27 protein-coding genes and 2 tRNA genes are annotated in these 21,949 nt (G+C 70.1%); 18 read left to right on the forward strand and 11 right to left on the reverse strand.

The window, feature by feature from the left end:
* Positions 1-46 precede the first annotated feature (46 nt).
* The 4 genes from AB0N22_RS02235 (at position 47) to AB0N22_RS02250 (ending at position 2,272) form a co-directional block, all read left to right on the forward strand.
* A complete protein-coding gene (locus AB0N22_RS02235) occupies positions 47-475 on the forward strand; it encodes a VOC family protein (RefSeq protein ID WP_364635492.1) in 429 nt (142 codons plus the stop codon).
* Entirely contained in the window at positions 475-696 is a 222-nt protein-coding gene (locus AB0N22_RS02240; protein WP_364635495.1) for a hypothetical protein, read from the forward strand. Before AB0N22_RS02235 ends, AB0N22_RS02240 begins: the two co-directional genes overlap by 1 nt.
* An 83-nt stretch (positions 697-779) precedes the next feature.
* Positions 780-1,508, forward strand: coding sequence for a DNA repair protein RecO (gene recO / locus AB0N22_RS02245; RefSeq protein WP_364635497.1), 729 nt, complete (start codon positions 780-782; stop codon positions 1,506-1,508).
* Complete coding sequence (locus tag AB0N22_RS02250) at positions 1,508-2,272, forward strand: isoprenyl transferase (RefSeq protein WP_364635500.1); 765 nt, start codon at positions 1,508-1,510, stop codon at positions 2,270-2,272. The genes recO and AB0N22_RS02250 overlap by 1 nt, the downstream gene beginning before the upstream one ends.
* On the opposite strand, the gene AB0N22_RS02255 is transcribed toward AB0N22_RS02250, so the two are convergent.
* Genes AB0N22_RS02255 through AB0N22_RS02265 form a run of 3 tightly spaced genes read right to left on the reverse strand, consistent with a single transcriptional unit; the run spans position 2,257 to position 4,768 of the window.
* The gene (locus AB0N22_RS02255) at positions 2,257-3,267 is read right to left on the reverse strand and encodes an agmatine deiminase family protein (RefSeq protein WP_364635503.1); all 1,011 of its coding nucleotides are present in this window, start codon (positions 3,265-3,267) and stop codon (positions 2,257-2,259) included. The genes AB0N22_RS02250 and AB0N22_RS02255 overlap by 16 nt on opposite strands.
* Positions 3,264-4,226, reverse strand: a complete 963-nt coding sequence (locus tag AB0N22_RS02260) for a nitrilase-related carbon-nitrogen hydrolase (RefSeq protein ID WP_364635506.1) — start codon at positions 4,224-4,226, stop codon at positions 3,264-3,266. The genes AB0N22_RS02255 and AB0N22_RS02260 overlap by 4 nt, the downstream gene beginning before the upstream one ends.
* A complete protein-coding gene (locus AB0N22_RS02265; protein ID WP_364635509.1) occupies positions 4,223-4,768 on the reverse strand; it encodes a TetR family transcriptional regulator in 546 nt (181 codons plus the stop codon). Before AB0N22_RS02265 ends, AB0N22_RS02260 begins: the two co-directional genes overlap by 4 nt.
* An 88-nt stretch (positions 4,769-4,856) precedes the next feature.
* Between AB0N22_RS02265 and AB0N22_RS02270 the strand changes: the two genes are divergently transcribed.
* From AB0N22_RS02270 to AB0N22_RS02285, 4 genes are all read left to right on the forward strand, one after another.
* Positions 4,857-5,639 carry a fumarylacetoacetate hydrolase family protein gene (locus AB0N22_RS02270; RefSeq protein WP_364635512.1) on the forward strand — a complete coding sequence of 261 codons (783 nt, stop codon included), beginning with the start codon at positions 4,857-4,859 and terminating at the stop codon, positions 5,637-5,639.
* Positions 5,629-7,128, forward strand: a complete 1,500-nt coding sequence (gene gltX, locus AB0N22_RS02275) for a glutamate--tRNA ligase (RefSeq protein WP_364635514.1) — start codon at positions 5,629-5,631, stop codon at positions 7,126-7,128. Before AB0N22_RS02270 ends, gltX begins: the two co-directional genes overlap by 11 nt.
* Positions 7,129-7,204: 76 nt before the next feature.
* Positions 7,205-7,276 (forward strand) — tRNA-Gln (locus tag AB0N22_RS02280).
* A 66-nt stretch (positions 7,277-7,342) separates the two neighbouring features.
* A tRNA-Glu gene (locus tag AB0N22_RS02285) sits at positions 7,343-7,418 on the forward strand.
* 58 nt (positions 7,419-7,476) lie between these two features.
* Here AB0N22_RS02285 and AB0N22_RS02290 read toward each other — a convergent pair.
* Positions 7,477-8,262: a hypothetical protein gene (locus AB0N22_RS02290; protein ID WP_364635517.1), complete on the reverse strand. Its 786-nt coding sequence runs from the start codon at positions 8,260-8,262 to the stop codon at positions 7,477-7,479.
* 97 nt (positions 8,263-8,359) lie between these two features.
* Between AB0N22_RS02290 and AB0N22_RS02295 the strand changes: the two genes are divergently transcribed.
* From AB0N22_RS02295 to AB0N22_RS02310, 4 genes are all read left to right on the forward strand, one after another.
* A complete protein-coding gene (locus AB0N22_RS02295; protein WP_364635520.1) occupies positions 8,360-9,805 on the forward strand; it encodes an AlkA N-terminal domain-containing protein in 1,446 nt (481 codons plus the stop codon).
* Positions 9,802-10,278 (forward strand): methylated-DNA--[protein]-cysteine S-methyltransferase, encoded by a 477-nt coding sequence (locus tag AB0N22_RS02300; protein WP_364635523.1) that lies wholly within the window; start codon positions 9,802-9,804, stop codon positions 10,276-10,278. Before AB0N22_RS02295 ends, AB0N22_RS02300 begins: the two co-directional genes overlap by 4 nt.
* 84 nt (positions 10,279-10,362) lie before the next feature.
* The gene (locus AB0N22_RS02305; RefSeq protein ID WP_364635526.1) at positions 10,363-10,800 is read left to right on the forward strand and encodes a Rho termination factor N-terminal domain-containing protein; all 438 of its coding nucleotides are present in this window, start codon (positions 10,363-10,365) and stop codon (positions 10,798-10,800) included.
* A gap of 12 nt (positions 10,801-10,812) precedes the next feature.
* Positions 10,813-11,277: a hypothetical protein gene (locus AB0N22_RS02310; protein ID WP_364635529.1), complete on the forward strand. Its 465-nt coding sequence runs from the start codon at positions 10,813-10,815 to the stop codon at positions 11,275-11,277.
* Here the strand turns inward: AB0N22_RS02310 and AB0N22_RS02315 are convergent.
* The gene (locus AB0N22_RS02315; protein WP_056213070.1) at positions 11,274-11,990 is read right to left on the reverse strand and encodes an IclR family transcriptional regulator; all 717 of its coding nucleotides are present in this window, start codon (positions 11,988-11,990) and stop codon (positions 11,274-11,276) included. The two genes, AB0N22_RS02310 and AB0N22_RS02315, sit on opposite strands and share 4 nt — an antisense overlap.
* Before the next feature lie 88 nt (positions 11,991-12,078).
* On the opposite strand from AB0N22_RS02315, the gene leuC reads away from it, so the two are divergent.
* Entirely contained in the window at positions 12,079-13,500 is a 1,422-nt protein-coding gene (leuC, locus tag AB0N22_RS02320; RefSeq protein WP_364635531.1) for a 3-isopropylmalate dehydratase large subunit, read from the forward strand.
* Positions 13,501-13,502: 2 nt separating this feature from the next.
* Positions 13,503-14,102 carry a 3-isopropylmalate dehydratase small subunit gene (leuD, locus tag AB0N22_RS02325; RefSeq protein WP_364635534.1) on the forward strand — a complete coding sequence of 200 codons (600 nt, stop codon included), beginning with the start codon at positions 13,503-13,505 and terminating at the stop codon, positions 14,100-14,102.
* Between the two features lie 4 nt (positions 14,103-14,106).
* On the opposite strand, the gene AB0N22_RS02330 is transcribed toward leuD, so the two are convergent.
* On the reverse strand, positions 14,107-14,295 hold the full coding sequence (locus tag AB0N22_RS02330) for a hypothetical protein (protein ID WP_364635536.1): 189 nt from the start codon (positions 14,293-14,295) through the stop codon (positions 14,107-14,109).
* Positions 14,296-14,338: 43 nt separating this feature from the next.
* Between AB0N22_RS02330 and AB0N22_RS02335 the strand changes: the two genes are divergently transcribed.
* Together AB0N22_RS02335 and AB0N22_RS02340 are read left to right on the forward strand one after the other, a co-directional pair.
* Entirely contained in the window at positions 14,339-15,091 is a 753-nt protein-coding gene (locus AB0N22_RS02335) for a lysophospholipid acyltransferase family protein (RefSeq protein ID WP_364635538.1), read from the forward strand.
* Positions 15,092-16,093, forward strand: coding sequence for an NAD(P)H-dependent glycerol-3-phosphate dehydrogenase (locus AB0N22_RS02340; RefSeq protein ID WP_364635541.1), 1,002 nt, complete (start codon positions 15,092-15,094; stop codon positions 16,091-16,093).
* Here AB0N22_RS02340 and AB0N22_RS02345 read toward each other — a convergent pair.
* Positions 16,090-17,157 carry a PLP-dependent aspartate aminotransferase family protein gene (locus AB0N22_RS02345; protein WP_364635544.1) on the reverse strand — a complete coding sequence of 356 codons (1,068 nt, stop codon included), beginning with the start codon at positions 17,155-17,157 and terminating at the stop codon, positions 16,090-16,092. The two genes, AB0N22_RS02340 and AB0N22_RS02345, sit on opposite strands and share 4 nt — an antisense overlap.
* Positions 17,158-17,205: 48 nt before the next feature.
* Between AB0N22_RS02345 and AB0N22_RS02350 the strand changes: the two genes are divergently transcribed.
* The gene (locus tag AB0N22_RS02350; protein WP_364635546.1) at positions 17,206-18,264 is read left to right on the forward strand and encodes a D-alanine--D-alanine ligase family protein; all 1,059 of its coding nucleotides are present in this window, start codon (positions 17,206-17,208) and stop codon (positions 18,262-18,264) included.
* On the opposite strand, the gene AB0N22_RS02355 is transcribed toward AB0N22_RS02350, so the two are convergent.
* Complete coding sequence (locus tag AB0N22_RS02355; RefSeq protein WP_364635549.1) at positions 18,261-18,713, reverse strand: DUF3515 domain-containing protein; 453 nt, start codon at positions 18,711-18,713, stop codon at positions 18,261-18,263. The genes AB0N22_RS02350 and AB0N22_RS02355 overlap by 4 nt on opposite strands.
* A gap of 10 nt (positions 18,714-18,723) precedes the next feature.
* On the reverse strand, positions 18,724-18,960 hold the full coding sequence (locus AB0N22_RS02360; RefSeq protein WP_364635552.1) for an Lrp/AsnC ligand binding domain-containing protein: 237 nt from the start codon (positions 18,958-18,960) through the stop codon (positions 18,724-18,726).
* Between the two features lie 87 nt (positions 18,961-19,047).
* Here AB0N22_RS02360 and AB0N22_RS02365 point away from each other — a divergent pair, with 87 nt between their 5' ends.
* Complete coding sequence (locus AB0N22_RS02365) at positions 19,048-20,004, forward strand: thiamine-phosphate kinase (RefSeq protein ID WP_364635554.1); 957 nt, start codon at positions 19,048-19,050, stop codon at positions 20,002-20,004.
* Positions 20,005-20,015: 11 nt separating this feature from the next.
* Here AB0N22_RS02365 and AB0N22_RS02370 read toward each other — a convergent pair whose 3' ends face one another.
* Together AB0N22_RS02370 and AB0N22_RS02375 are read right to left on the reverse strand one after the other, a co-directional pair.
* Complete coding sequence (locus AB0N22_RS02370; protein ID WP_364635557.1) at positions 20,016-20,522, reverse strand: GNAT family N-acetyltransferase; 507 nt, start codon at positions 20,520-20,522, stop codon at positions 20,016-20,018.
* The gene (locus AB0N22_RS02375) at positions 20,519-21,937 is read right to left on the reverse strand and encodes an amidase (protein ID WP_364635560.1); all 1,419 of its coding nucleotides are present in this window, start codon (positions 21,935-21,937) and stop codon (positions 20,519-20,521) included. Before AB0N22_RS02375 ends, AB0N22_RS02370 begins: the two co-directional genes overlap by 4 nt.
* Positions 21,938-21,949: the final 12 nt, after the last annotated feature.

A 21,949-nucleotide genomic window follows, 5' to 3' on the forward strand; every position in this document is an offset into this window, starting at 1 on the left:
ATCCTTGCACTGGTATCTGTCGGTGGCCCGCGGGAGAGTGGGCCGCATGAGCAACGAAGTGCAGATCACGTTCGACTGCGCCGATCCCGGCACGCTCGCGACGTTCTGGGCCGCGGCGCTGGGCTACGAGGTCCAGGCCCCACCCGAGGGGTTCGACTCGTGGGAGGCCGCGCTGGCAGCGTTCGGCGTGCCCGAGAGCGAGTGGAACTCCAAGTCGGCGATCGTGGCCGACGGGCGGCCGCGCGTCTTCTTCCAGCGCGTCCCCGAGGGCAAGGCGGTCAAGAACCGCGTGCACCTCGACGTCCGCGTGCCGGGCACCGATGGTGAGTGCCGGATGGAGGTCCTCGAGGCAGAGGCCGATCGACTCGAGGCCTTGGGCGCCACGCGGGCCTACCGTGTCGAGCCCGAGCCGCCGATGGAGCTCGGCTTCATCACGATGCGCGACCCCGAGGGCAACGAATTCTGCCTCGACTGATGGATCCGGTGCAGGAGGTCCTCGATGCGATCACGCGGTCCGACTGGGACCGCGTGCGAGTCCTCGTGCACCCGTACGTGCACTGGACCCATGAGTCCGGCCTCACGACCCGCGCGCGCACCAAGGCGTTGGCCGAGCTGACCCGTACGCCGGCCCGCCCTGCCGAGATCGAGCTGCGCGACGGCCAGATCTATCGCTGGATCAGCGTTCCGCACGACTAGCCGGGGACGTGGGGCACGGCTGGTCGTGCCGCGATGCAGCGTGCCGGGGCAGGATCGTCGGTCCAGCACGGCACAATGGACGGGTGAGCCTCTACCGTGACGCCGGCATCGTGCTGCGCGTCCACAAGCTCGGTGAAGCCGATCGCATCATCACGCTCCTGACGCGTGATCGCGGCATCGTGCGCGCCGCCGCCAAGGGCATCCGCAAGACGACGTCGCGGTTCGGCGGCCGGCTCGAGCCGTTCATGCACGTTGACCTGCAGCTCGCCGAGGGGCGCTCGCTCGACATCATCACGCAGGTCGAGACGATCAACGCCTTCGCCAAGGATCTCGGCGGCGACTACGCGGCCTACACCGCGGGCACCGCGATGCTCGAGACCGCCGAACGGCTCGTGCAGGAGGACGGCGAGCCGGCCGTGCCGCAGCTCCAGCTGCTGGTCGGTGCCCTCCGGGCCCTCACCGAGGGCCGCATGACGCCCAGCCTGATCCTCGACTCCTACCAGCTGCGAGCCCTGTCGATCGCCGGCTACGCGCCGACCTTCGACGCCTGCGCCCGTTGCGCCGCCGAGGGCCCGCATCGCAACTTCCACGCCGCGTCGGGCGGGATGTTGTGCGACGAGTGCCGGGTGGCCGGCTCCGCGGCACCCTCGCCGTTCACCGTCACCCTGCTCGCCGGCCTGCTGAGCGGCGACTGGAGCACGGTCGGCACGTCCGACGACCGGTCGCGCCGTGAGGCCAGCAGCATCGTCAGCGCGTACCTCTCCTGGCACCTCGAGCGTGGCCTGCGTTCGCTGAGCCACGTGGATCGCTGATGCGACGCGAGGTACGTCCGCCGGTGCCGCACGCCTCAGGGGCGAAGCCGCCGGCGATCCCGATCGAGCAGGTGCCTCGCCACGTCGCGATCGTCATGGACGGCAACGGGCGTTGGGCCAAGCAGCGCGGTCTGCCACGCACCGCCGGTCACGAGATGGGTGAGGCGGCGCTGTTCGACGTCGTCGAGGGCGCCATCGAGATCGGCGTCAAGGCGGTGTCGGCCTATGCGTTCTCGACCGAGAACTGGAAGCGTTCGCCCGATGAGGTGCGGTTCCTCATGGGATTCAACCGCGATGTCATCAGGCGTCGGCGTGACGAGATGCACGAGCTCGGCGTCCGGGTGCGCTGGGCAGGGCGCCGTCCCCGGCTGTGGCGCAGCGTCATCAAGGAGCTCGAGACCGCCGAGGAGCTGACCAAGGCCAACGACGTCCTGACCCTCACGATGTGCGTCAACTACGGCGGCCGGGCCGAGATCGCCGATGCCGCAGCAGCACTGGCCCGCGACGTCGCCGCCGGCAAGGTCGACCCCGACAAGGTCAACGAGCGTACGTTCGCCCGCTACCTCGACGAGCCCGACATGGCTGACGTCGACCTGTTCTGGCGCACGTCGGGGGAGCAGCGCACCAGCAACTTCTTGCTGTGGCAGTCCGCCTACGCCGAGATGGTCTTCTCCGACATCGCCTGGCCCGACGTCGACCGGCGCGCCCTCTGGACCGCGATCGAGGAGTACGCCGCCCGCAACCGCCGCTACGGCAGCGCCTGAGCCGACGGCTGCTGCTGCGTGATGCAGTGCACCCCGCCACCGCGGGCGAAGAGCGGGCGCGCGTCGACGCTGCGCACCGTCCGGCCCGGGTAGGCATCGGCCAGGATCGCCGCGGCGTCGGCGTCGTGCGGGTCGTCGAACGCGCAGGTGATGACGCCGCCGTTGACGACGAGGTGGTTGACGTAGCTGTGGTCGACCCAGCCCTCGGCGTCCCTGAGGCCGGTCGGCGCGGGCAGGTCGACGATCTCCCACCGCGTGCCAAGGGCCGCGCGGACGTCGCGCATGACGGCGGCGTCAGGGTGCGACTCGTCGCGCTGGTCGTGCACCAGGAGCACGCCGGGGGAGGGGAACGTGGCGACGATGTCGATGTGCCCGCGGGTGCCGAAGCGCTCGCTGTCCCGGGTGAGGCCGCGCGGCACCCAGACGACGTCGTCGACGCCGAGGGTCCGTCGCAGCTCGGCCTCGACGTCCGCGCGGCCGAGCCCGGGGTTGCGTCCGGGGTCGAGCTGCACGGTGTCGGTGACGAGCACCGCGCCGGCGCCGTCGACGTGGAACCCGCCGCCCTCGTTGACCAGCGGCGACGGCACGACCTCGAGACCGACGTGCGCCAGGACGGCCCGCGCCACGTGCTGGTCCCGGTCCCAGCGGGCCCACTCCTGGGCGCCCCAGCCGTTGAACACCCAGTCGACGCCGGCGACCGAGCCGTCGGTCCCGCGGACGAACGTGGGCCCCATGTCGCGCATCCACGCGTCGTCGAGGGGAACCGGGAGGAGCTCGATGTCGGCGGACAGGTAGGTCCGGGCGGTCTCGAGGTCAGCCGGGTCGACCACCATCGTGACCGGCTCGAACTCCAGCACCGCGTGGGCCACTGCGGTCCACGCGGCACGGGCCTCGTGCGCGTCCTCGGTCGAGTCGCCGAGCAGGTAGCCGCTCGGTGGAAAGGCCATCCAGACCCGGTCCTGCAGCGCCGTCTCAGCCGGCATCACCCAGCTCATGCGCCCCCGTAGGGCCGGGCCGCGTCCACCGGCCGGGTGAGTGCGGCGTAGGTGTCGGGCCGCCGGGTCGTGAGGAACGGGAAGAGGTCGAGCCAGTCGCGACGCTGCTGCAGATCGAGGTCGGCTACCAGCACCGCCTCCTCGTCGCGGGGTGCCTCGACGAGCACACGTCCGTAGGGGTCCGAGATGAACGAGGATCCGTAGAACCGCAGCGCTCCCTCGTCGCCGGTGCGGTTGGGCACGACCATGAACGTCCCGGCCGTGATGCCGTTGCCCACGATGACGTGGCGCCACAGCGGCTGGGTGTCGAAGTCGGGGAACGCCGGCTCCGACCCGATCGCGGTGGGGTAGACCAGGATCTCGGCGCCGGCCAGCGAGTAGGCGCGGGAGACCTCGGGGAACCACTCGTCCCAGCAGGTCGGCAGCCCGAGCCGCGCTTCGAGCCGGTCGACCGCGACCACCGGGTACGCGTCGTCGGGCGGCCCGGGGCGGAACCAGGTGTCCTCGTAGTAGCCGGCGGTGACCGGGATGTGGGTCTTGCGCGTGCGCGCCAGCAGCGTGCCGTCGACGGACACCAGGATCGCGGTGTTGAACCCCCGACCGTCCGGACCGTCGGCGCGCTCGTAGAGCGAGGCGTGCACGACGACACCGTGCTCGCGGGCGGCCCGTGCGGCGAGCGCGAACGTGGGTCCGGACGACAGGTCCTCGGCGTGCTCGCCGGGCCGGGCCGGCGCCCGGACGTCGGCGGGGTACTTGCTGAGCGTCAGCTCGGGCAGGAAGACCGCGCGGGCCCCTGCGGCGGCGGCGAGGCCGACGGCGTCGTGGAGCACGGTGGCCAGCTCGTCGGGATCGGCCCGCCAGCGGTGTTGCACCAGTCCGACCCGCAGCGGCGGCCGCTGTGGCTCGGACGCGGACCCGGCGAGAGAAGGCAGGGCGCCGTCGGCGGTCAGGAGCTTCATGCGGCCACCCCCGCCGGGACGAGTCGTTCGACGGTGCCGGCCAGCACGCCACGCGCCTCGTCGGTGGTCAGCTCACCGCTGATCCAGCGGCCGGTCAGCCCCTCCACCAAGGCGGTCAGGGCGATCGCGAGCATCGCGGTGTCACCCGGAGCGCCGGCCGTCTCGAGGGCGGCCTGGATGCGGTCGTTCCACGCTGCAGTGCGTCGGGCCAGCGGCTCGCGGATCGCGTCCTCGAAGGCCGCGGACGCGCGCAGCTCGCTCCAGGCGACGGACCCGGCCCGGATCGCGTCGTCGTCGGTGATCTCGCCGAGGAGGAGCTCGGTCAGGTCGGCCGCCGTGCCGGTGCGCGGCTCCGGCACGAGCGCGTCCACGTGCGCGAGGGTGGCCGCGAGCAGGCCGTCGCGATCGGCGAAGTGGTAGTAGAGCAGGCTCGTCGAGACGCCGGCCTCGGCCGCGACGTCGTGGACGCGCAGCCCACGGACGCCCTGGCGTGCGATGCAGCGTGCGGCAGCACGGACGATGTCGTCCTGGCGAGAGGTCATGTCGACACAATAGGTCCTGACTGAATATTCAGTCAACGCTTCTTGGCGGCGGTCTTGCCGGGTCGGTCGACCGATAGGCTGTGTCCCTATGCGCATCGCCAGGTTCGCGGGGGACGACGATCCCCGCTTCGGAGTCATCGGGGACGACAACGGCGTCCCCACCATCGCGGTCCTGAACGGTGATCCCCTCTACGCGGGGCTCAACCTCAGCGGGCAGAAGATCCCGCTCGCGGACGTACGCCTGCTGGCGCCGGTGATCCCGCGCAGCAAGGTCGTGTGCGTGGGACGCAACTACGCGGCACACGCGGCCGAGCTCGGCAACGACGTGCCCACCGAGCCGCTGATCTTCCTCAAGCCCAACACCAGTGTCATCGGGCCGGGCGAGCCGATCTTCTATCCCGACCAGAGCGAGGACGTCCACTTCGAGGGCGAGCTCGCCGTCGTGATCGGCCGGATCTGCCGCGACATCTCGGCAGCGGACGCCGCGAAGGTGATCTTCGGCTACACGATCGGCAACGACGTCACCGCGCGCGACCTGCAGAACAAGGATGGTCAGTGGACCCGCGCCAAGGGCTTCGACACGTTCTGCCCGCTCGGACCGTGGATCGAGACCGACTTCGACCCGTCGAAGGTCCAGGTCACGACCCGCCTCGGCGAGGAGATCAAGCAGGACGGCAACACCTCTGACATGGTCTTCACCGTCCCCGCCATCATCGAGTACGTCTCCTCGTTCATGACCTTGCTGCCCGGCGACGTCATCTTGACCGGTACGCCCGACGGTGTCGGTCCCATGACGGTCGGCGACGAGGTCAGCGTCACCATCGAAGGCATCGGCACCCTGACGAACAGCGTGGTCTCCCGTGAGCAGTGACATCCATACGCCCGCCCGTCCCGTCGTGGCTCGGTTCTGCCCGTCACCGACCGGCAACCCGCACGTCGGCATGGCTCGCACGGCCCTGTTCAGCTGGGCCTTCGCGCGTCATCACGGAGGACGGTTCGTCTTCCGCATCGAGGACACCGACACCTCCCGCGACAACGAGGAGTCCTACCAGCTCCTGATCGACGTCATGCGCTGGCTCGGGCTCGACTGGGACGAAGGCCCGGAGGTCGGAGGCCCCAACGGCCCCTACCGCCAGTCCGAACGGATGGACATCTACGCCGACGTCGCGCAGCAGCTGCTCGAGGCGGGCTTCGCCTACAAGGCGTACGACACCGCCGAGGAGCTCGAGGAGCGCCGCAACGCCGCCCGTGCCGCCGGCAGGCCCAGCGGCTACGACGGCCTGCACCGCAACCTCACGGCCGAGCAGGTCGCGGCGTACGAGGCCGAGGGCCGCGAGCCGGTCATCCGCTTCAAGATGCCGGAGCGCACCTACACGTTCAACGACCTGGTCCGTGGCGAGATCACGTTCGACTCCGCCAACGTCCAGGACTACGTCCTCGTGCGCGCCAACGGCCAACCGCTCTACACCCTGACCAACCCGACCGACGACGCGCTGATGGGCATCACCCATGTGCTGCGCGGCGAGGACCTGCTGAGCTCGACGCCGCGCCAGATCGCGCTGTACGAGGCGTTCGCCGAGATCGGCATCGGCGGCGGGTTCACCCCCGAGTTCGGGCACCTGCCGTTCGTGATGGGGGAGGGCAACCGCAAGCTGTCCAAGCGCGACCCGGAGTCCAATCTGCTGGACTACAAGCCCAAGGGGTTCCTGCCCGAGGGGCTGCTGAACTACATGGCCCTGCTGGGCTGGTCGATCGCCGAGGATCGCGACATCTTCTCGATTCCCGAGATGGTCGAGGCGTTCGAGATCGGCCGGGTCAACCCCAACCCCGCCCGCTTCGACATCAAGAAGTGCGAGGCGATCAACGGCTCGCACGTACGCCTGCTGGCACCGGACGACCTGCGCGACCGGTTGGTGCCCTACTTCCAGGCCGCTGGGCTGATCGATGCCGAGCCGACCGCGGACCAGCTGAGCGTCCTCGAGGCTGCGACGCCGTTGGTGCACGAGCGCATGACGCTGCTGACCGAGGCGGTCGACATGCTGCGGTTCCTGTTCGTCGGTGAGTCGGAGTTCTCGATCGACGAGGCGGACCGCGCCAAGAACCTCGACGAGGCCGGCATCGCTGTCGCTCGTTCGGCGCACGAGGCCCTCGCCCAGGTCGCGGACTGGTCGACCGAGTCGATCGAGGAAGCCCTGCGGGCTGCTCTCATCGAGGGGCTCGGACTCAAGCCTCGACTGGCCTTCGGGCCGGTACGCGTTGCGGTCACGGGCAGCAGGATCTCGCCACCGCTGTTCGAGTCGCTCGAGCTGCTCGGTCGGGACGTCACGCTGGCGCGGTTGTCGTCCGCGATCGCGTCCTGAGAGGTGGTCCCGGTTTGGGCGTGGAAGGTCCGGTCGGGTAAAGTGTGACCTCGGCTCGGACCCCGTCCGCGGCCAGTGGGATATGGTGTAATTGGCAACACAGCGGTTTCTGGTACCGCCATTCTAGGTTCGAGTCCTAGTATCCCAGCGAAACCCTCCGAGCAGCTCCCGAGCACGCTTTGGTAGGGTTTCATGCGGTCGCAAGACCACCCATGGCCCCGTTGTGTAGCGGCCTAGCACGCCGCCCTCTCAAGGCGGTAGCGCGGGTTCGAATCCCGTCGGGGCTACCATGGAGAAGACCCCCTGACCAGCAGAGATGCCGGTCCAGGGGGTCTTCTGCGTCGGCGGTCAGGCCGTGTGGTGAGCTGCCGGGCGGTGGCCGGTCAGCCTGAGTGCTGCGGTGGTCGCCACGAGCACGATGGCAGAGATCGCGGCGACGGTGACCACCTCGGTCGTACCGTCGGACCGGCCGGTGACGGCGATGCCGAGCAGAGCCCACACGCCGGCGGCTGCGTAGGTGAGGATGCCGCGCGACGCGATGGTGAGTGCCACCAGGGTGAGGACGGCTGCCACGAGGACGCCGACCTGCCACGAGAGCTCATCGGCCTCGACGACACCCGAGTCGACCAGTGCCGTGGAGGCGTTGAGGAAGAAGGCAGCGGTGACCCAGCCGGCGTACAGGCCCACGGCGGCGCGGGTGAGCACGGTCAGCCATCCTGCGTGCAGCTGTCGGCGAGCTGCTGTCAGGACGCCGTCGACCGCCGCGACCAGCATCAGCAGCAGAGCTCCCGCGGTCGCCTGGCTGCTGTCGAGCCCGGCCAGCGCGATCCACAGGGCGCCGCCCAGGTAGAGCACGATCTGATCGAGTTGGAGTCGCAGGGGAATGTCGCCTCCTCGCACCAGCACACCGATGGCCTGGGCGATGGCCAGGGCGTAGATGACGCCCCAGATCGAGAACGCCCATCCCACCGGAGTGATCAACAGGTCCGGCCCTGATCCGCTCCCGGGCGACGCTCCTGGACCGTTGATCGTGATGACCGGGGCGATGACCTGCAGCACCGCTGCTGCCAGGACGCCCCAGGCCAACGAGCGGGTGCCGGCGCGGCCGGACTGTCGCTGAGGTGTCGTATGCATGGGTGACGAGTACCCCCAGCATCCGGCCCCGAACCCATACCGCGTCCATGTCCGAAACCCGCCGGTAAGTGTCCGGCCAAGCGGTCATGATGGAGACATGCACACCGACCACGAACGCTGCTACCGGGCCGCATCGTCGCGCGACGCGCGCTTCGACGGTGTGTTCTACGTCGGGGTCAGGACGACCGGCATCTACTGCCGTCCCTCCTGCCCGGCGGTGACGCCCAAGCGCGAGAACGTCACCTTCCATCCCTCCGCCGCGGCTGCACAGGATGCCGGGTTCCGGGCGTGCCGCCGGTGCCGTCCCGACACCACGCCCGGGTCGCCGGAGTGGAACGTCCGGGCCGACGCCGTGGGTCGCGCGATGCGACTGATCGGCGACGGTGTCGTCGAGCGCGAGGGCGTCGAAGGACTCGCGAGCCGTCTCGGCTACAGCCAGCGCCATGTCACCCGGATGCTGACCCAGGAGCTTGGCGCGGGTCCCCTCGCCCTGGCCCGGAGCAACCGGGCCCACGCAGCGCGGGTCCTCATCGAGACGACCGACATGCCCATGTCGGACATCGCGTTCGCGGCCGGCTTCGCGTCGATCCGCCAGTTCAACGACTCGGTCCGGCACGTCTACGCCCTGTCGCCGACCGAGATGCGGGGCCGGCGTCGCAGCACACCGACCGGACGGGTGACCGTACGCCTGGCGGTGCGGCAGCCGTTCCATGCCGAGGCGCTGCTGGACTTCCTGGCCGCGCACGTCCTGCCAGGTGTCGAGACGGTGCAGGACCGCACGTACGCCCGCGTGCTGCGACTGCCTCACGGGCTGGGCGTGATGGCGCTGACGGTGTGCGACGACCGCGTCGAGTGCGAGCTCGAGCTCGCCGACCTGCGCGACACGGCGGTGGCCATCGGTCGCGCCCGGCGGATGCTCGACCTCGATGCCGACCCCGTGGCCATCGACGGCGTGCTGGGTGCCGATCCGGCGATGCGCGAGCTCGTGGCAGCTGCGCCCGGCTTGCGGGTGCCGTCACACGTGGACGGCTACGAGCTCGCCGTGCGCACGATCGTCGGGCAGCAGGTCTCGGTCGCCGGGGCCAACACCGTGCTCGGTCGCCAGGTTCCCGTCCGCGGCACGCGCGTCGACTTCGCGCTGGCGGCCGCCTTCGGCCTGACCCATGCCTTTCCCGCCGCAGAGTCACTGGCCGAGGCCGCACCCACCGAGCTCGGGATGCCACAGTCCCGAGCCCGTACGATCATCGACCTGTCCCAGGCGGTCGCTGACGGCAAGCTCGACCTCGACCCGGGCGTCGATCGCGAGGCCGTGCGCGAGCAGCTCGTGGCCATGCGCGGCATCGGCCCGTGGACGGCGGACTACATCGTGATGCGCGCACTTGCGCACCCCGACATCCTCCTGACGACCGATCTCGTGCTGCGGCGCGAGCTCGACCGTCGTGGCATCACAGCGGACGACACCGAACGGTGGCGCCCATGGCGTTCCTACGCAGGCATGCACCTGTGGCGCGCCACCTCAGCCCTCGAAAGGACACCTTCATGAGCAGCTCACGCACCACGCGGTGGATGGACTCACCGATCGGCGGGCTCCGCATCCACGCCTCGGCCGGTCTGATCACGGCGATCGACTTCGGCGCCGCCAACCCGCGCAGGACACGGGTGAGCGACGCGTTGCTCGACCGCGCCGAGCTGCAGCTCAGCGAGTACTTCAAGGGCGAGCGCACGGCGTTCGACCTGCCTCTGGCCAGTGAGGGCTCGGAGTTCCAGAAGAAGGTCTGGGCCGAGCTGCAGCGCATCCCGTACGGGGAGACCGCCAGCTACGGCGACATCGCGCGTCGACTCGGCTACGAGCCGGTCATCTCGAGGGCGGTCGGAGCGGCCAACGGCGCGAACCCGATCCCCATCGTCGTGCCGTGCCACCGAGTCATCGGCTCGAACGGCTCGCTGACGGGGTATGCCGGAGGACTCGAGCGCAAGAAGACCCTGCTCGACCTCGAGCAGCCCGGCCTGTTCTGACCGTTCGGCTGACCGCGTGCTCGCGTTCGCCGTCCGTTCACCTCGGTGGGCCAAGGTGCTGGGCATCCGCTCCCGGAGGTGCTGATGGCCGGCAAGACGACACCCAAGCCGAGCAAGCTCGAGCGCAGGCTCGCCGTGGCGACCTCGACGGTCGACGAGCTCACGGCTGAGGTCACCGTGCTGCGGGCCCGGGTCAAGACCCTCGAGGCGGAGTCGAAGGCTTGGCAGAAGCGGGCCGACAAGCACAAGTCCCGTCTGCAGAAGGTCCGCGGCAGAGCCGAGAAGGCCATCGCCGAGGCCGAGAAGGCCATCGCCGACGCCACGGCCCGGCGCAAGAAGGCCAAGGCACGCGAGCGACAGGCCATCGCGGACCACCCCCGGGCCGAACCGCTCGCCCTCAGAGACGCCCCGCTGCCGGAGGCGACCTGGACCGTGGTCCAGCTCCGCGAGGCGGCCCGCGCCCAAGGCGTCGCCGGGTACTCCCGCATGCGCAAGGACCAGCTGCTCGCGCGGCTCGTCTAGGGAGGACCTGCTGTGGACAACGAGCTCGACGGCCGCGGCGATGTCCGCACATCGTTGGGCATGACCTCACGCGACCTGCCCGACGTCCACTCAGCCGCTGACCTCGAGGCTCTCTGGCGCCGGCTCATCGAGCCGCTGGGGTTCGGGAGCAGGCAGATCTTCGCGGTCATCCTGGGCCACGACGGGCGGGTGCACCCCTCGATCGTCAACGTCACCGACTGCCCGGCCGCGCCGGACGGCCAGATGCTGGTCAGCCTGGCACGGTCGCTGCGCACGGTTCTCGACGAGAGCGAGCCCGAGGGCAGCGTCGCGATGCTGTGGGCCCGTCCCACGCACGCCGGCACGCGTGCCTCCGACATCCAGTGGATCCGCGCCATCACCGCCGTGACGCAGGTCCACGCTCTCGGCAGCTGGCCGCTCCACACTGCGGACGACGCGGTCCTCCGAGTGATGTCCCCGGACGACCTCGCGGCCTAGTTCGAGCGGCGAAGGCTCTGCGAGAGCCGCTCGGCCGCGGCGACCACGGCGGGGGCGTGCATCCGGCCGGGCTGACGCGTGAGGCGCTCCAGCGGACCGGAGACCGACACGGCGGCGACGACCTTGCCCGACGGGGAGCGCACCGGGGCCGACACCGAGCCGACGCCGGTCTCACGCTCGCCGACGCTCTGGGCCCACCCACGTCGGCGTACGGCTGACAGCTCGGCGGCCGAGAAGGTGGCCTTGAGCAGGCCCTTGTTCATGCGCTCGGGATCCTCCCACGAGAGCAGGACCTGGGCCGCGGAGCCGGCGCTCATCGTCAGCTGGCCACCGACGGGGATCGAGTCGCGGAGGCCGGTGGGCCGATCGGCGGCGGCGACGCACACGCGGAAGTCGCCCTGGCGACGGAACAGCTGCGCCGACTCGCCGGTGATGTCGCGCAGGCGGGCCAGCACGGGACCGGCAGCCGCGAGCAGGCGGTCCTCGCCGGCGGCGGCGGCGAGCTCGCCGAGGCGTGGGCCCAGGATGAAGCGTCCTTGCATGTCCCGAGCGACGAGTCGATGATGTTCCAGTGCCACCGCGAGGCGGTGAGCGGTCGGCCGGGCGAGGCCCGTGCTGGCGACGAGGCCGGCGAGCGTGGCGGGTCCCGGCTCGAGTGCGGCGAGCACGAGAGCGGCTTTGTCGAGAACGCCGACTCCGCTAGAGTTGTCCATGTCTTGATACTGCCGTATCGCATTGTGAGACGCAAGTGCATACTGGTGGTCGTGCCGAGGGGCACGGAACGCAGCTGAGGAGAGCACCATGGGCAAGACCCTTGCCGAGAAGATCTGGGACGAGCACGTCGTACGCAGCCACGAGGGCGAGCCCGACCTGCTCTACATCGACCTCCACCTGATCCACGAGGTGACGAGCCCTCAGGCCTTCGACGGGCTGCGGATCGCGGGGCGCACCGTGCGCCGCCCCGACCTCACGCTGGCCACCGAGGACCACAACATCCCGACGACCGACCTCGACAAGCCGATCGCCGACCTCGTGTCCCGCACCCAGGTCGAGACGCTCCGCCGCAACTGCGAGGAGTTCGGCGTCCGCCTGCACCCCATGGGCGACATCGACCAGGGCATCGTGCACGTCGTCGGGCCCCAGCTCGGGCTCACGCAGCCCGGCATGACGATCGTGTGCGGCGACTCGCACACGTCGACGCACGGCGCGTTCGGCTCGATCGCGTTCGGCATCGGCACGTCCGAGGTCGAGCACGTCCTGGCCACGCAGTCGCTGTCGCAGGCCAAGCCCAAGATGATGGCCGTCGAGGTCGTCGGAGAGCTGCCGGTCGGCTCGACCGCCAAGGACCTGATCCTGGCGCTCATCACGCAGGAGACCACCGGCGGCGGCCAGGGCTACATCGTGGAGTACCGCGGCGAGGCGATCCGCAAGCTGTCGATGGAAGCGCGCATGACGATCTGCAACATGTCGATCGAGTGGGGCGCCAAGGCCGGTCTCATCGCACCGGACCAGACGACGTACGACTACCTCGAAGGCCGGCCCAACGCGCCGCAGGGCGCCGACTGGGATGCTGCGGTGGCCTACTGGGACAGCCTCGTCACTGACGACGACGCCGAGTTCGACAAGGTCATCACGATCGACGCGTCGACCATCACGCCGTTCGTCACGTGGGGCACCAACCCCGGCCAGGGCGTGCCGCTGTCGGGCAACGTCCCCGACCCGGCGTCGTTCGAGGACGACAACGAGCGCATCGCCGCCGAGAACGCCCTTCGCTACATGGGCCTCGAGGCGGGCACGCCGATGAAGGACATCAAGGTCGACACGGTGTTCATCGGCTCGTGCACCAACGGCCGCATCGAGGACCTCCGCGTCGCCGCCAACCTGATCGACGGGCACAAGGTCGCTCCGGACACCCGCATCCTCGTGGTGCCGGGCTCGGTCCGCGTACGCCTGCAGGCCGAGCAGGAGGGCCTCGACGTGATCTTCAAGGACGCCGGTGCCGAGTGGCGCGGCGCGGGCTGCTCGATGTGCCTCGGCATGAACCCCGACCAGCTCACGCCGGGGGAGCGCAGCGCCTCGACGTCCAACCGCAACTTCGAGGGCCGGCAGGGCAAGGGCGGACGGACACACCTCGTGTCGCCCGACGTCGCCGTCGCGACCGGCATCCTGGGCCACCTGGCCGGGCCGGCCGACCTCGCCGAGCTCGAGAAGGCAGGAGCCTGACGATGGAGAAGTTCAGCAGTCATACCGGAGTTGGCGCCCCGCTGCGACGCAGCAACGTCGACACCGACCAGATCATCCCCGCCGTGTGGCTCAAGAAGGTCACGCGCGACGGGTTCGAGGAGGGCCTGTTCTCGGCCTGGCGCAGCGACCCGTCGTTCGTCCTCAACCAGGACGCGTTCAAGAACGCCACGGTGCTCGTCGCCGGGCCGGACTTCGGCACCGGCTCGTCGCGTGAGCACGCCGTCTGGGCGCTGCAGAACTACGGCTTCAAGGTCGTCATCTCGCCCCGCTTCGGCGACATCTTCCGCGGCAACTCCGGCAAGGCCGGCCTGCTCGCGGCCCAGGTCGACGACAAGGTCGTGCAGCGCCTCTGGGACTACCTGGACGCCAACCCCGGCGCGACGATCACGATCGATCTCGAGTCGCGCACGGTCAAGGCCGGCGACGGCGTCGACGCGATCGAGGACTCGTTCACGATCGACGACTACACCCGGTGGCGCCTGCTCGAGGGTCTCGACGACGTCGGCATCACGCTGAGCCACGAGGACGACATCGTGACGTACGAGAAGTCGCGGCCGAGCTTCAAGCCCGCCACCCTCTGACTCGTCAGCGCCAGATGCTGATCGCCGTCACGGCGCCGTCGGGACCGGTCTCGACGAACACGCGCTGGCCCACACGCAGGTGACGGATGTGGTCGGCGAGCGACGCCGCCGGGAACGACAGCGGCATGCCCTCGTCGGTCAGGAGGCTGCCGTCGCGGGTGGACTGGTCGAAGCTCGCGACGGTGCCCTGCATGGCAGTCACCCTAGCCGGGACGCGAAGGATTAGGCTCGCCCTCATGGTGAGACGCCCCGTTCCTCGAACGATCAGGGTCATCAGGTTCTTCCTGCGGCCGATCCTGATGATGACGACCAAGCGGGACTGGCAGGGCATGGAGAACCTGCCGGAGGGCGGATTCGTGCTCGCGCCCAACCACGTGTCCCACGCCGATCCGTTCCTGATCGGCCACTTCATGCTCGACAACAACATCGCGCCACGCTTCCTGGCCAAGGACACGCTGGTCGGGGCTAAGGGCTACGGCTGGATCCTGCGCAGCGCCGAGCAGATCCCCGTCTACCGCAGCACCGAAGGCGCCGCCGAGTCGCTGCGCGCCGCGGCCGCCGCGGTCGAGGCGGGCCACGTCGTCACGATCTACCCCGAGGGCACGATCACCCGCGATCCCGCCGCCTGGCCCATGAGCGGGCGCACCGGCGCCGTCCGGGTCGCGCTCAGCACCGGCAAGCCGCTCGTGCCGCTGATGCAGTGGGGCCCGCAGGAGATCCTCTGGCCGTACGCCAAGAAGCTGCGCCTGTTCCCCCGCAAGACGATCCACATCAGGGTCGGCAAGCCCGTGGACCTGTCCGACTTCCAGGGCAAGGAGCTCACCGAGCAGGTCCTCCACGCGGCGACCGACCGGCTGATGGACACCCTGACTGCGATGATGGCCGAGGTGCGGGGCGAGCTGCCCTCGACACCTCGCATCGATGTGCATACCTTGAGCAAGCCGAAGACCAACTACCAGCAGCTTCCTCCCAAGAGACAGGAATCGTGAATGGCGCAGACAGCCGTGATGGGCGCAGGTTCGTGGGGCACGGCCTTTGCCATGGTGCTGGCCGACGCCGGCAATGACGTACGCCTCTGGGGGCGGCGGCCTGAGCTGTGCGAGTCGATCAACAGCAAGCATGAGAACTCCGACTACCTGCCGGGCATCGCGCTGCCCAAGGAGATCACGGCAACGTCCGACCCGGCCGAGGCGATGGCCGGCGCCGAGGTCGTGGTGCTCGCGGTGCCGTCGCAGCAGCTGCGCGGCAACCTCGAGTCGTGGAGCGAGCACATCCCGGCCGACGCCGTCATGGTCAGCCTGATGAAGGGTGTCGAGCTCGGCACCCACAAGCGCATGAGCGAGGTCATCGCCGAGATCACCGGTGCTGGACCCGAGCGCATCGCCGTCGTCTCGGGTCCCAACCTCGCCCGGGAGATCGCCAACCGTGAGCCTGCCGCCAGCGTCGTGGCGTGCGAGGACCAGGGCGTGGCCGAGCGACTGCAGAAGCTGTGCCACTCGGCGGCCTTCCGGCCGTACTCGATGACCGACGTCATCGGCTGTGAGCTCGCCGGCACGGCCAAGAACATCATCGGCCTCGCCGTGGGTGTGTGCGTCGGACTGGGCTATGGCGACAACACCAAGGCCTCCGTCATCACGCGTGGTCTCGCCGAGACGGCGCGGCTGGGCGCGGTGATCGGCGCCGACCCCGTCACGTTCATGGGGCTCGCGGGGATGGGCGACCTGGTCGCCACCTGCTCGTCACCGCTGTCGCGCAACCGCACGTTCGGCGAGAAGCTCGGGCGCGGCATGAGCGTCGAGGAGGTCACGGCGCAGACCAGCCAGGTGGCCGAGGGCGTGAAGTCCTGCGTGTCGGTCAGCGAGCTGGCCAAGCTGCACGACGTCGAGATGCCGATCGTCGAGCACGTCGCTGCGCTGATCGCCGGTGAGATGAGCCCCGACGACCTCGTCGGAGCACTGATCTCGCGGCAGGCGAAGCCCGAGACGCTCTAGGCGAACGCCGCAAGCACGTTCTGGATGTCGATCCAGAGGTCCTCGACGTCCTCGATGCCCACCGAGAACCGGATCAGGCCCTCGGGCACGGTGTCCGGCTCGTTGGGGTGCCGGCGCCGCCGCTCCCACGTCGACTCGACCCCGCCGAGGCTCGTGGCGTAGGTGATGACATCGCTCTGCTCGGTCATCTTCTGCGCGACCTGGGCGCCGCCGGCGACCTCGAACGCGATGATCGTGCCGAACCCGGGATAACGCGAGTAGACGATGCGACTGGATGCCGAGAGCCGCTTGTGGAGCTCCTTGGCGTTGGCCTCCGCCCGGTCGAGGCGCACGTGGAGCGTACGGATGCCGCGTGCCGCGAGCCAGGTCTCCATCGCGCCGGGGATCGCGCCCAGGACGGTGCGGCGCTTCTCGATCGCGGCGTGGGCGCGGTCGCTGTTGGTGACGACCGCGCCGAGGATGACGTCGCTGTGGCCCGACAGCAGCTTCGAGGCCGAGTGCACCGCGAAGTCGGCGCCCAGGTCGAGGGGGCGCTGGCGCAGGGGAGTCGCGAACGTGTTGTCGACCGCGACAGCCGCGCCGGAGCGCGAGGCCGCTTGCGAGATCGCTGCGATGTCGGCGACCTCCAGCGACGGGTTGGTCGGCGACTCGATCCACACCAGGGCAGCGCTCTCGGCGGCATCGATGACCTGCTGGGTGTTGTCGATGTCGACGAGCTTGAGCTCGATCTGACCCCGCCGATCACGCTCCTGCAGCTGGTTGAGCGTGCCGTAGTAGGCGTGACGCGGCGCAACGACGGTGGCCTTGGCGGGCACCAGGTCGAACAGGGCGCTCGAGGCAGCCATGCCGGAGGAGAAGGCCAGCGCCCGGCCGCCCTCGAGGGCGCCGAGCACGGTCTCGAACGAGTCCCACGTCGGATTTCCGTGGCGGCCGTACTCCGACGAGCCCCCGGGCACGAAGGCACTGGCGAGCGTGATCGGTGCGTTGAGAGGGCTCCCCGGGACCCGGTCCGGCCGGCCGGCGCCGACGGCGATCGTCGAGGGCGAGAGTTCGTGTCCGGGCATGAGGACATCATGCCCTGAGCGGTATGGTGCTCGACAATGAGCCTCTCGATGGACACCTCAGCCAACCGACCCAGACTCGCTGTCATTTTTGGCGGCCGTTCCAGCGAGCACGGGGTTTCGTGCCTCACGGCCCGTGAGGTCATCGCCGCGATCGACACCGATCGCTACGACGTGCAGCCCGTCGGCATCACGCGCGACGGCACCTGGGTCCGCGAGAACCTCGAGTGGGCCGAGCTGGTGCCGGGCCAGCTGCCCGAGGTGCGCGGCGAGCTGCCGCCCTTCGCGTGGGAGGACCTGCGCGGCTACGACGCGGTGTTCCCGCTGCTCCACGGGCCGTGGGGCGAGGACGGGACGGTCCAGGGCCTCTTCGAGATGGCTGACGTCCGATACGTCGGCGCCGGCGTGCTCGCCAGCGCGGTCAGCATGGACAAGCCGTTCACCAAGACGGTCTTCTCCGCCGCCGGGCTCCCGCAGCTGCCGTACGTCACCGTGCTGCCGTGGCAGTGGAAGGGCGAGCGCGACCGGGTCGAGGCACGCATCCGCGCGCTGGGACTGCCGGTCTTCGTCAAGCCGGCGCGGGCCGGCTCCAGCTCCGGGGTCACCATGGTCGACACGTGGGAGGCGCTCGACGGCGCCGTCAACAAGGCCCGCGACTTCGATCCCAAGGTCATCGTGGAGGCCGGAGCCAAGGGCAAGCGCGAGCTCGAGTGCGCGGTCATCCAGGGCCCGGACGGCAAGCCCGTCGCGAGCGTGGTCGGCGAGATCACGGTCGCGCAGGACTCGGCGCACGAGTTCTACGACTTCGAGGCCAAGTACCTCGACGGCACCAGCAGCAACGTCGCCCCGGCGGACGTCCCCGAGACGCTCAGCGAGCGCATCCGGACGTACGCCGTGCAGGCCTTCGAGGCGGTCGGGTGCGAAGGGCTCGCCCGGGTGGACTTCTTCCTGACCGACGACGGTCTCGTGATCAACGAGATCAACACGATGCCGGGATTCACGCCGTTCTCGATGTTCCCGGTGCTGTGGCAGGCGAGCGGGGTGTCCTACCCCGAGCTCGTGGAGCGGCTGATCCAGCTCGCGATCGAGCGCGAGACCGGCCTGCGCTAGACGCAGGGTTTCACGACCGGGTCGTGCCGCTCGACCGAGTCCGCCACGTCGGCGAGGGCATCGGCCTCCGGCTCGTGGTCGTGGGGGACCTCGACGCTGACGTGGAAGTCGCGGCCGATCGTCGTGAAGAGGTAGCCGTCGGCCGTCGACTCGGTGAACCAGCCCACGCCGTCGACCATGTCGCACCGCGACGCCGGTCCGAGGTCTTCGGGTGTCTCGACCCCGCACCTCAGAATGATGGCCGGATCGCCCCACGCCGCGGCGTTGCCGTCCTTGACGGCGCGGTTGTCCTGGCCCGCGACCGTGCGAGGCAGGTCAGCGAGCAGGCTCTTGCAGTTGATGGTCGTGCCCGCCTCGGTGGGGTACTCGTCGACCGTGAGCTCCGAGCCGCAGCCGGACGCGGCGAGAGCCGTGCCTAGGGCGAGTGCGAGCAGGAGGCGGCGAGCCACGTCGTGCGGCCTAGATGCGAACGATGGGGCAGGTCAGGGTGCGGGTGATGCCGGGGACGTTCTGGATCGTGGTCACGACCAGGGCGCCGAGCTCGTCGACGCTGGGGCCCTCCGCGCGCACAATCACGTCGTACGGGCCGGTGACGTCCTCGGCGAGCGTGACGCCCTCGATGGCGGCGATCGCAGTCGCGACCTCGGCGGCCTTGCCGACCTCGGTCTGGACGAGGATGTATGCCTGCACAGCCATCGTGGAACTCCTTCGGTAGACCGGACTGTGCCACGCTACCCGATGCGCCTCCTCACGTGCGCCGCTGCCTGCGACACAATGGCGCCCATGGCGACCAGTGCTGCGGACGAACCCACGATCGGTGACCTCGGCGAGTTCGGCCTGATCGATCAGCTGCGCGGCCAGATCGGCGACAACCGCCAGATCCTGCTCGGTCCGGGCGACGACGCCGCCCATGTCTCGACCAAGGACGGCAGCTTCCTCGTGTCGACCGACCTGCTCATCGAGGGCCGGCACTTTCGTCGTGACTGGTCCTCGGCACACGACATCGGCCGCAAGGCCGCCGCCTGCAACCTCTCCGACATCAACGCGATGGGTGGAGTCGCGACGGCGCTGACGGTCGGCTTCGGGGCACCGGGAGACCTGCCGGCCTCGTGGGCCCTGGAGATGACCCGGGGGTTCGAGGTCGAGTGCGCCCACGTCGGTGCCAACATCGTCGGGGGAGACGTCACCGCGTCCGACAAGATCGTCATCGCCGTCACCGCGATGGGCGACGTCGCCCGTCCGGTGCTGCGATCGGGCGCCCTGCCCGGTGACGTCGTGGCGTACGCCGGGCAGCTGGGGCTCGCGGGCGCGGGGTTCGCCGCGCTGAGCCGCGGGTTCCGATCGCCCAAGGCTGCCGTGGACGCCCACCGGGTGCCGCACCCGCCGTATGCCGCAGGCCCCCAGGCGGCGGGCGCCGGCGCGACCGCGATGACCGACATCAGTGACGGCCTGCTGGCCGACCTCGGGCACATCGCCGAGGCGAGCGGCGTCGCGATCGACCTCGACTCGACGACGTTCGTGGTCCCCGAGGCTGTCGCGACCGTCAGCGAGGCGCTCGGGGCCGACCCGATGGCGTTCATGCTGACCGGCGGCGACGACTATGCCCTCGTGGCCACGTTCAGCTCGCAGGCCACCCTCCCGGAGGGCTGGACCCGCATCGGCCGGGTCGCGGACGGCAGAGGCCTGACGGTCGACGGCAGCGCGTACGAAGGCCCTGCCGGCCACCAGCACTACCGCTGAATCTCGGGGCGTCAGCTGATCCAGTAGCGACGTTTGGGGATGTCCGCGACCCCGGGGACGATGTTCTCGAGCACGCCGCCGTTGGCCTCGATCACCCGCGCCGAGGCGAGGTTGTCGTCGTCGCACGTCACGAGGACCGGACTGACGCCGCGCGCACGCAGCAGCTCGACGGACTGGCGCAGGATCTCCTTGGCGTGGCCGCGGCCGCGGAACTGCGGGCGTACGGCATAGCCGATGTGGCCGCCGAGCGTGCGCAGGAAGTCGTTGAGCTCGAGACGCAGCGAGGCTCGGCCGACCACGACGCCGTCGACGTCGGCCACCAGGTCGGCGTTGGCCACGAAGTCCCCGGGCAGGTCGTGGCCGTCCTCCCAGCCGTGCACGAGCGCGACGTAGTCCGGCCACGTCAGGTCGGGGCGGTAGCGATAGGACCAGTGCCCGCCCTCGGCCTCGAGCTCGGCCACCGCGGCCTTGATGTCCGCCTCGTCCGCGATGGCCAGACGACGAAGGACGAGGCTCAACTCTGGATCTTCGCGAACGGCTGGGCGGCCTCGAGCTCGTAGGCGAGCTCGAGAAGTGTCTGCTCGTCGCCGTGGTCGGCCGAGAAGTGCACGCCGATCGGCAGGTCCGCCGAGGACCGGCCCAGCGGCAGTGAGATCGCCGGACCGCCGGCAGCGTTGTTGAGCGGCGTGAACGCGGCGTACTGCACCAGGCGCTCGAACATCACGGGGAACTCGACCGCGGGGGACAGGAAGCCCAGCTCCGGCGTCGCGTACGCGAGCGTGGGCGACACGATGACGTCGACGTCGGCAAACGCCGCGCGGTAGCGGATCTCGGAACGCTTGAGACCGCGGATCGCGGTCGGCGTACGCCACGCCTGCCGGACGAACCGGCGAGCCAGGCCGCGCGTGAGGGGATCGGTCAGGGTTTTGTCGAAGCCGGGGCCCATGACCTTGCGGCCGAAGTGCTGGGTGGAGAACGCCAGCAGGCCCCAGTAGTGCTTGAAGTCCTCCATGAACGCCTTGTCGACGGGCAGCGGGACCTCGACGACCTCGTGCCCCAGGCTTCCGAGGAGGTCCGCCGTCGCCAGGACGGCCGTGCGGGTGTCCTCGTCGGTCGGCTTGCCGGTGACCGAGTCCAGGATCATCCCGATCCGCAGGCGCCGCTCGGACGGGCCCTCGACGAGTCCCAGCGGCTTGAGCTTCGTCGCCGGCCGGTACGCCTGGGTGGCTGCCATGAAGTGTGCCGTGTCGCGCACCGTGCGGGTGACGACGCCGTTGGACACGATGTCGACCGGCAGCTTGGCGGCCTCCGCGGCAGGCACGACCCGTCCGCGGGTCGGCTTCAGCCCGACGAGGCCGCACGCGGCGGCCGGGATGCGGATCGACCCGCCGCCGTCGTTGGCGTGGGCGATCGGCACGACGCCGGACGCGACCAGGGCCGCAGCGCCTCCGGACGATGCACCGGCGGAGTAGGCGGTGTTCCACGGGTTCCGCGTCGGGGGCAAGGTCGCGTACTCGGTCGTGGCGTTGAAGCCGAACTCCGGCATCGTGGACTTGCCGAGCACCGTGAGCCCGGCCGACAGGAACTGGTCCGTGAACGGGGCATGGGCAGGGGCCGCGACCGACTTCACCGCGAGGGATCCCTGGTCGGTCGGCAGCCCGGCGAAGTCGGTGTTGTCCTTGACGAACGTCGGCACGCCGGCGAGCAGGCCCTCGGTGGGCTGCTCGGCCGCGGCGAGGCCGCGCTCGAAATCGGGGTGCTGGATCGCGTTCAGCTCGGGATTGACCCGTTCGGCGCGGGCGATGGCAGCCTCGGCGGCTTCGCGGGCGCTGATGGCTCCCGAGGCAATGGCAGCGGCGACCCCGACAGAGTCGAGGTCGCCGAGTGCATCGTCGCCGAAGGCGTGGACGCGAGTGTTCTTCTCAAGGGTCACGAGATGACTCTA

Origin of the sequence: Aeromicrobium sp. NPDC092404, from assembly GCF_040684095.1 — a bacterium.
In the GTDB taxonomy this organism is placed as follows: Bacteria; Actinomycetota; Actinomycetes; order Propionibacteriales; family Nocardioidaceae; genus Aeromicrobium.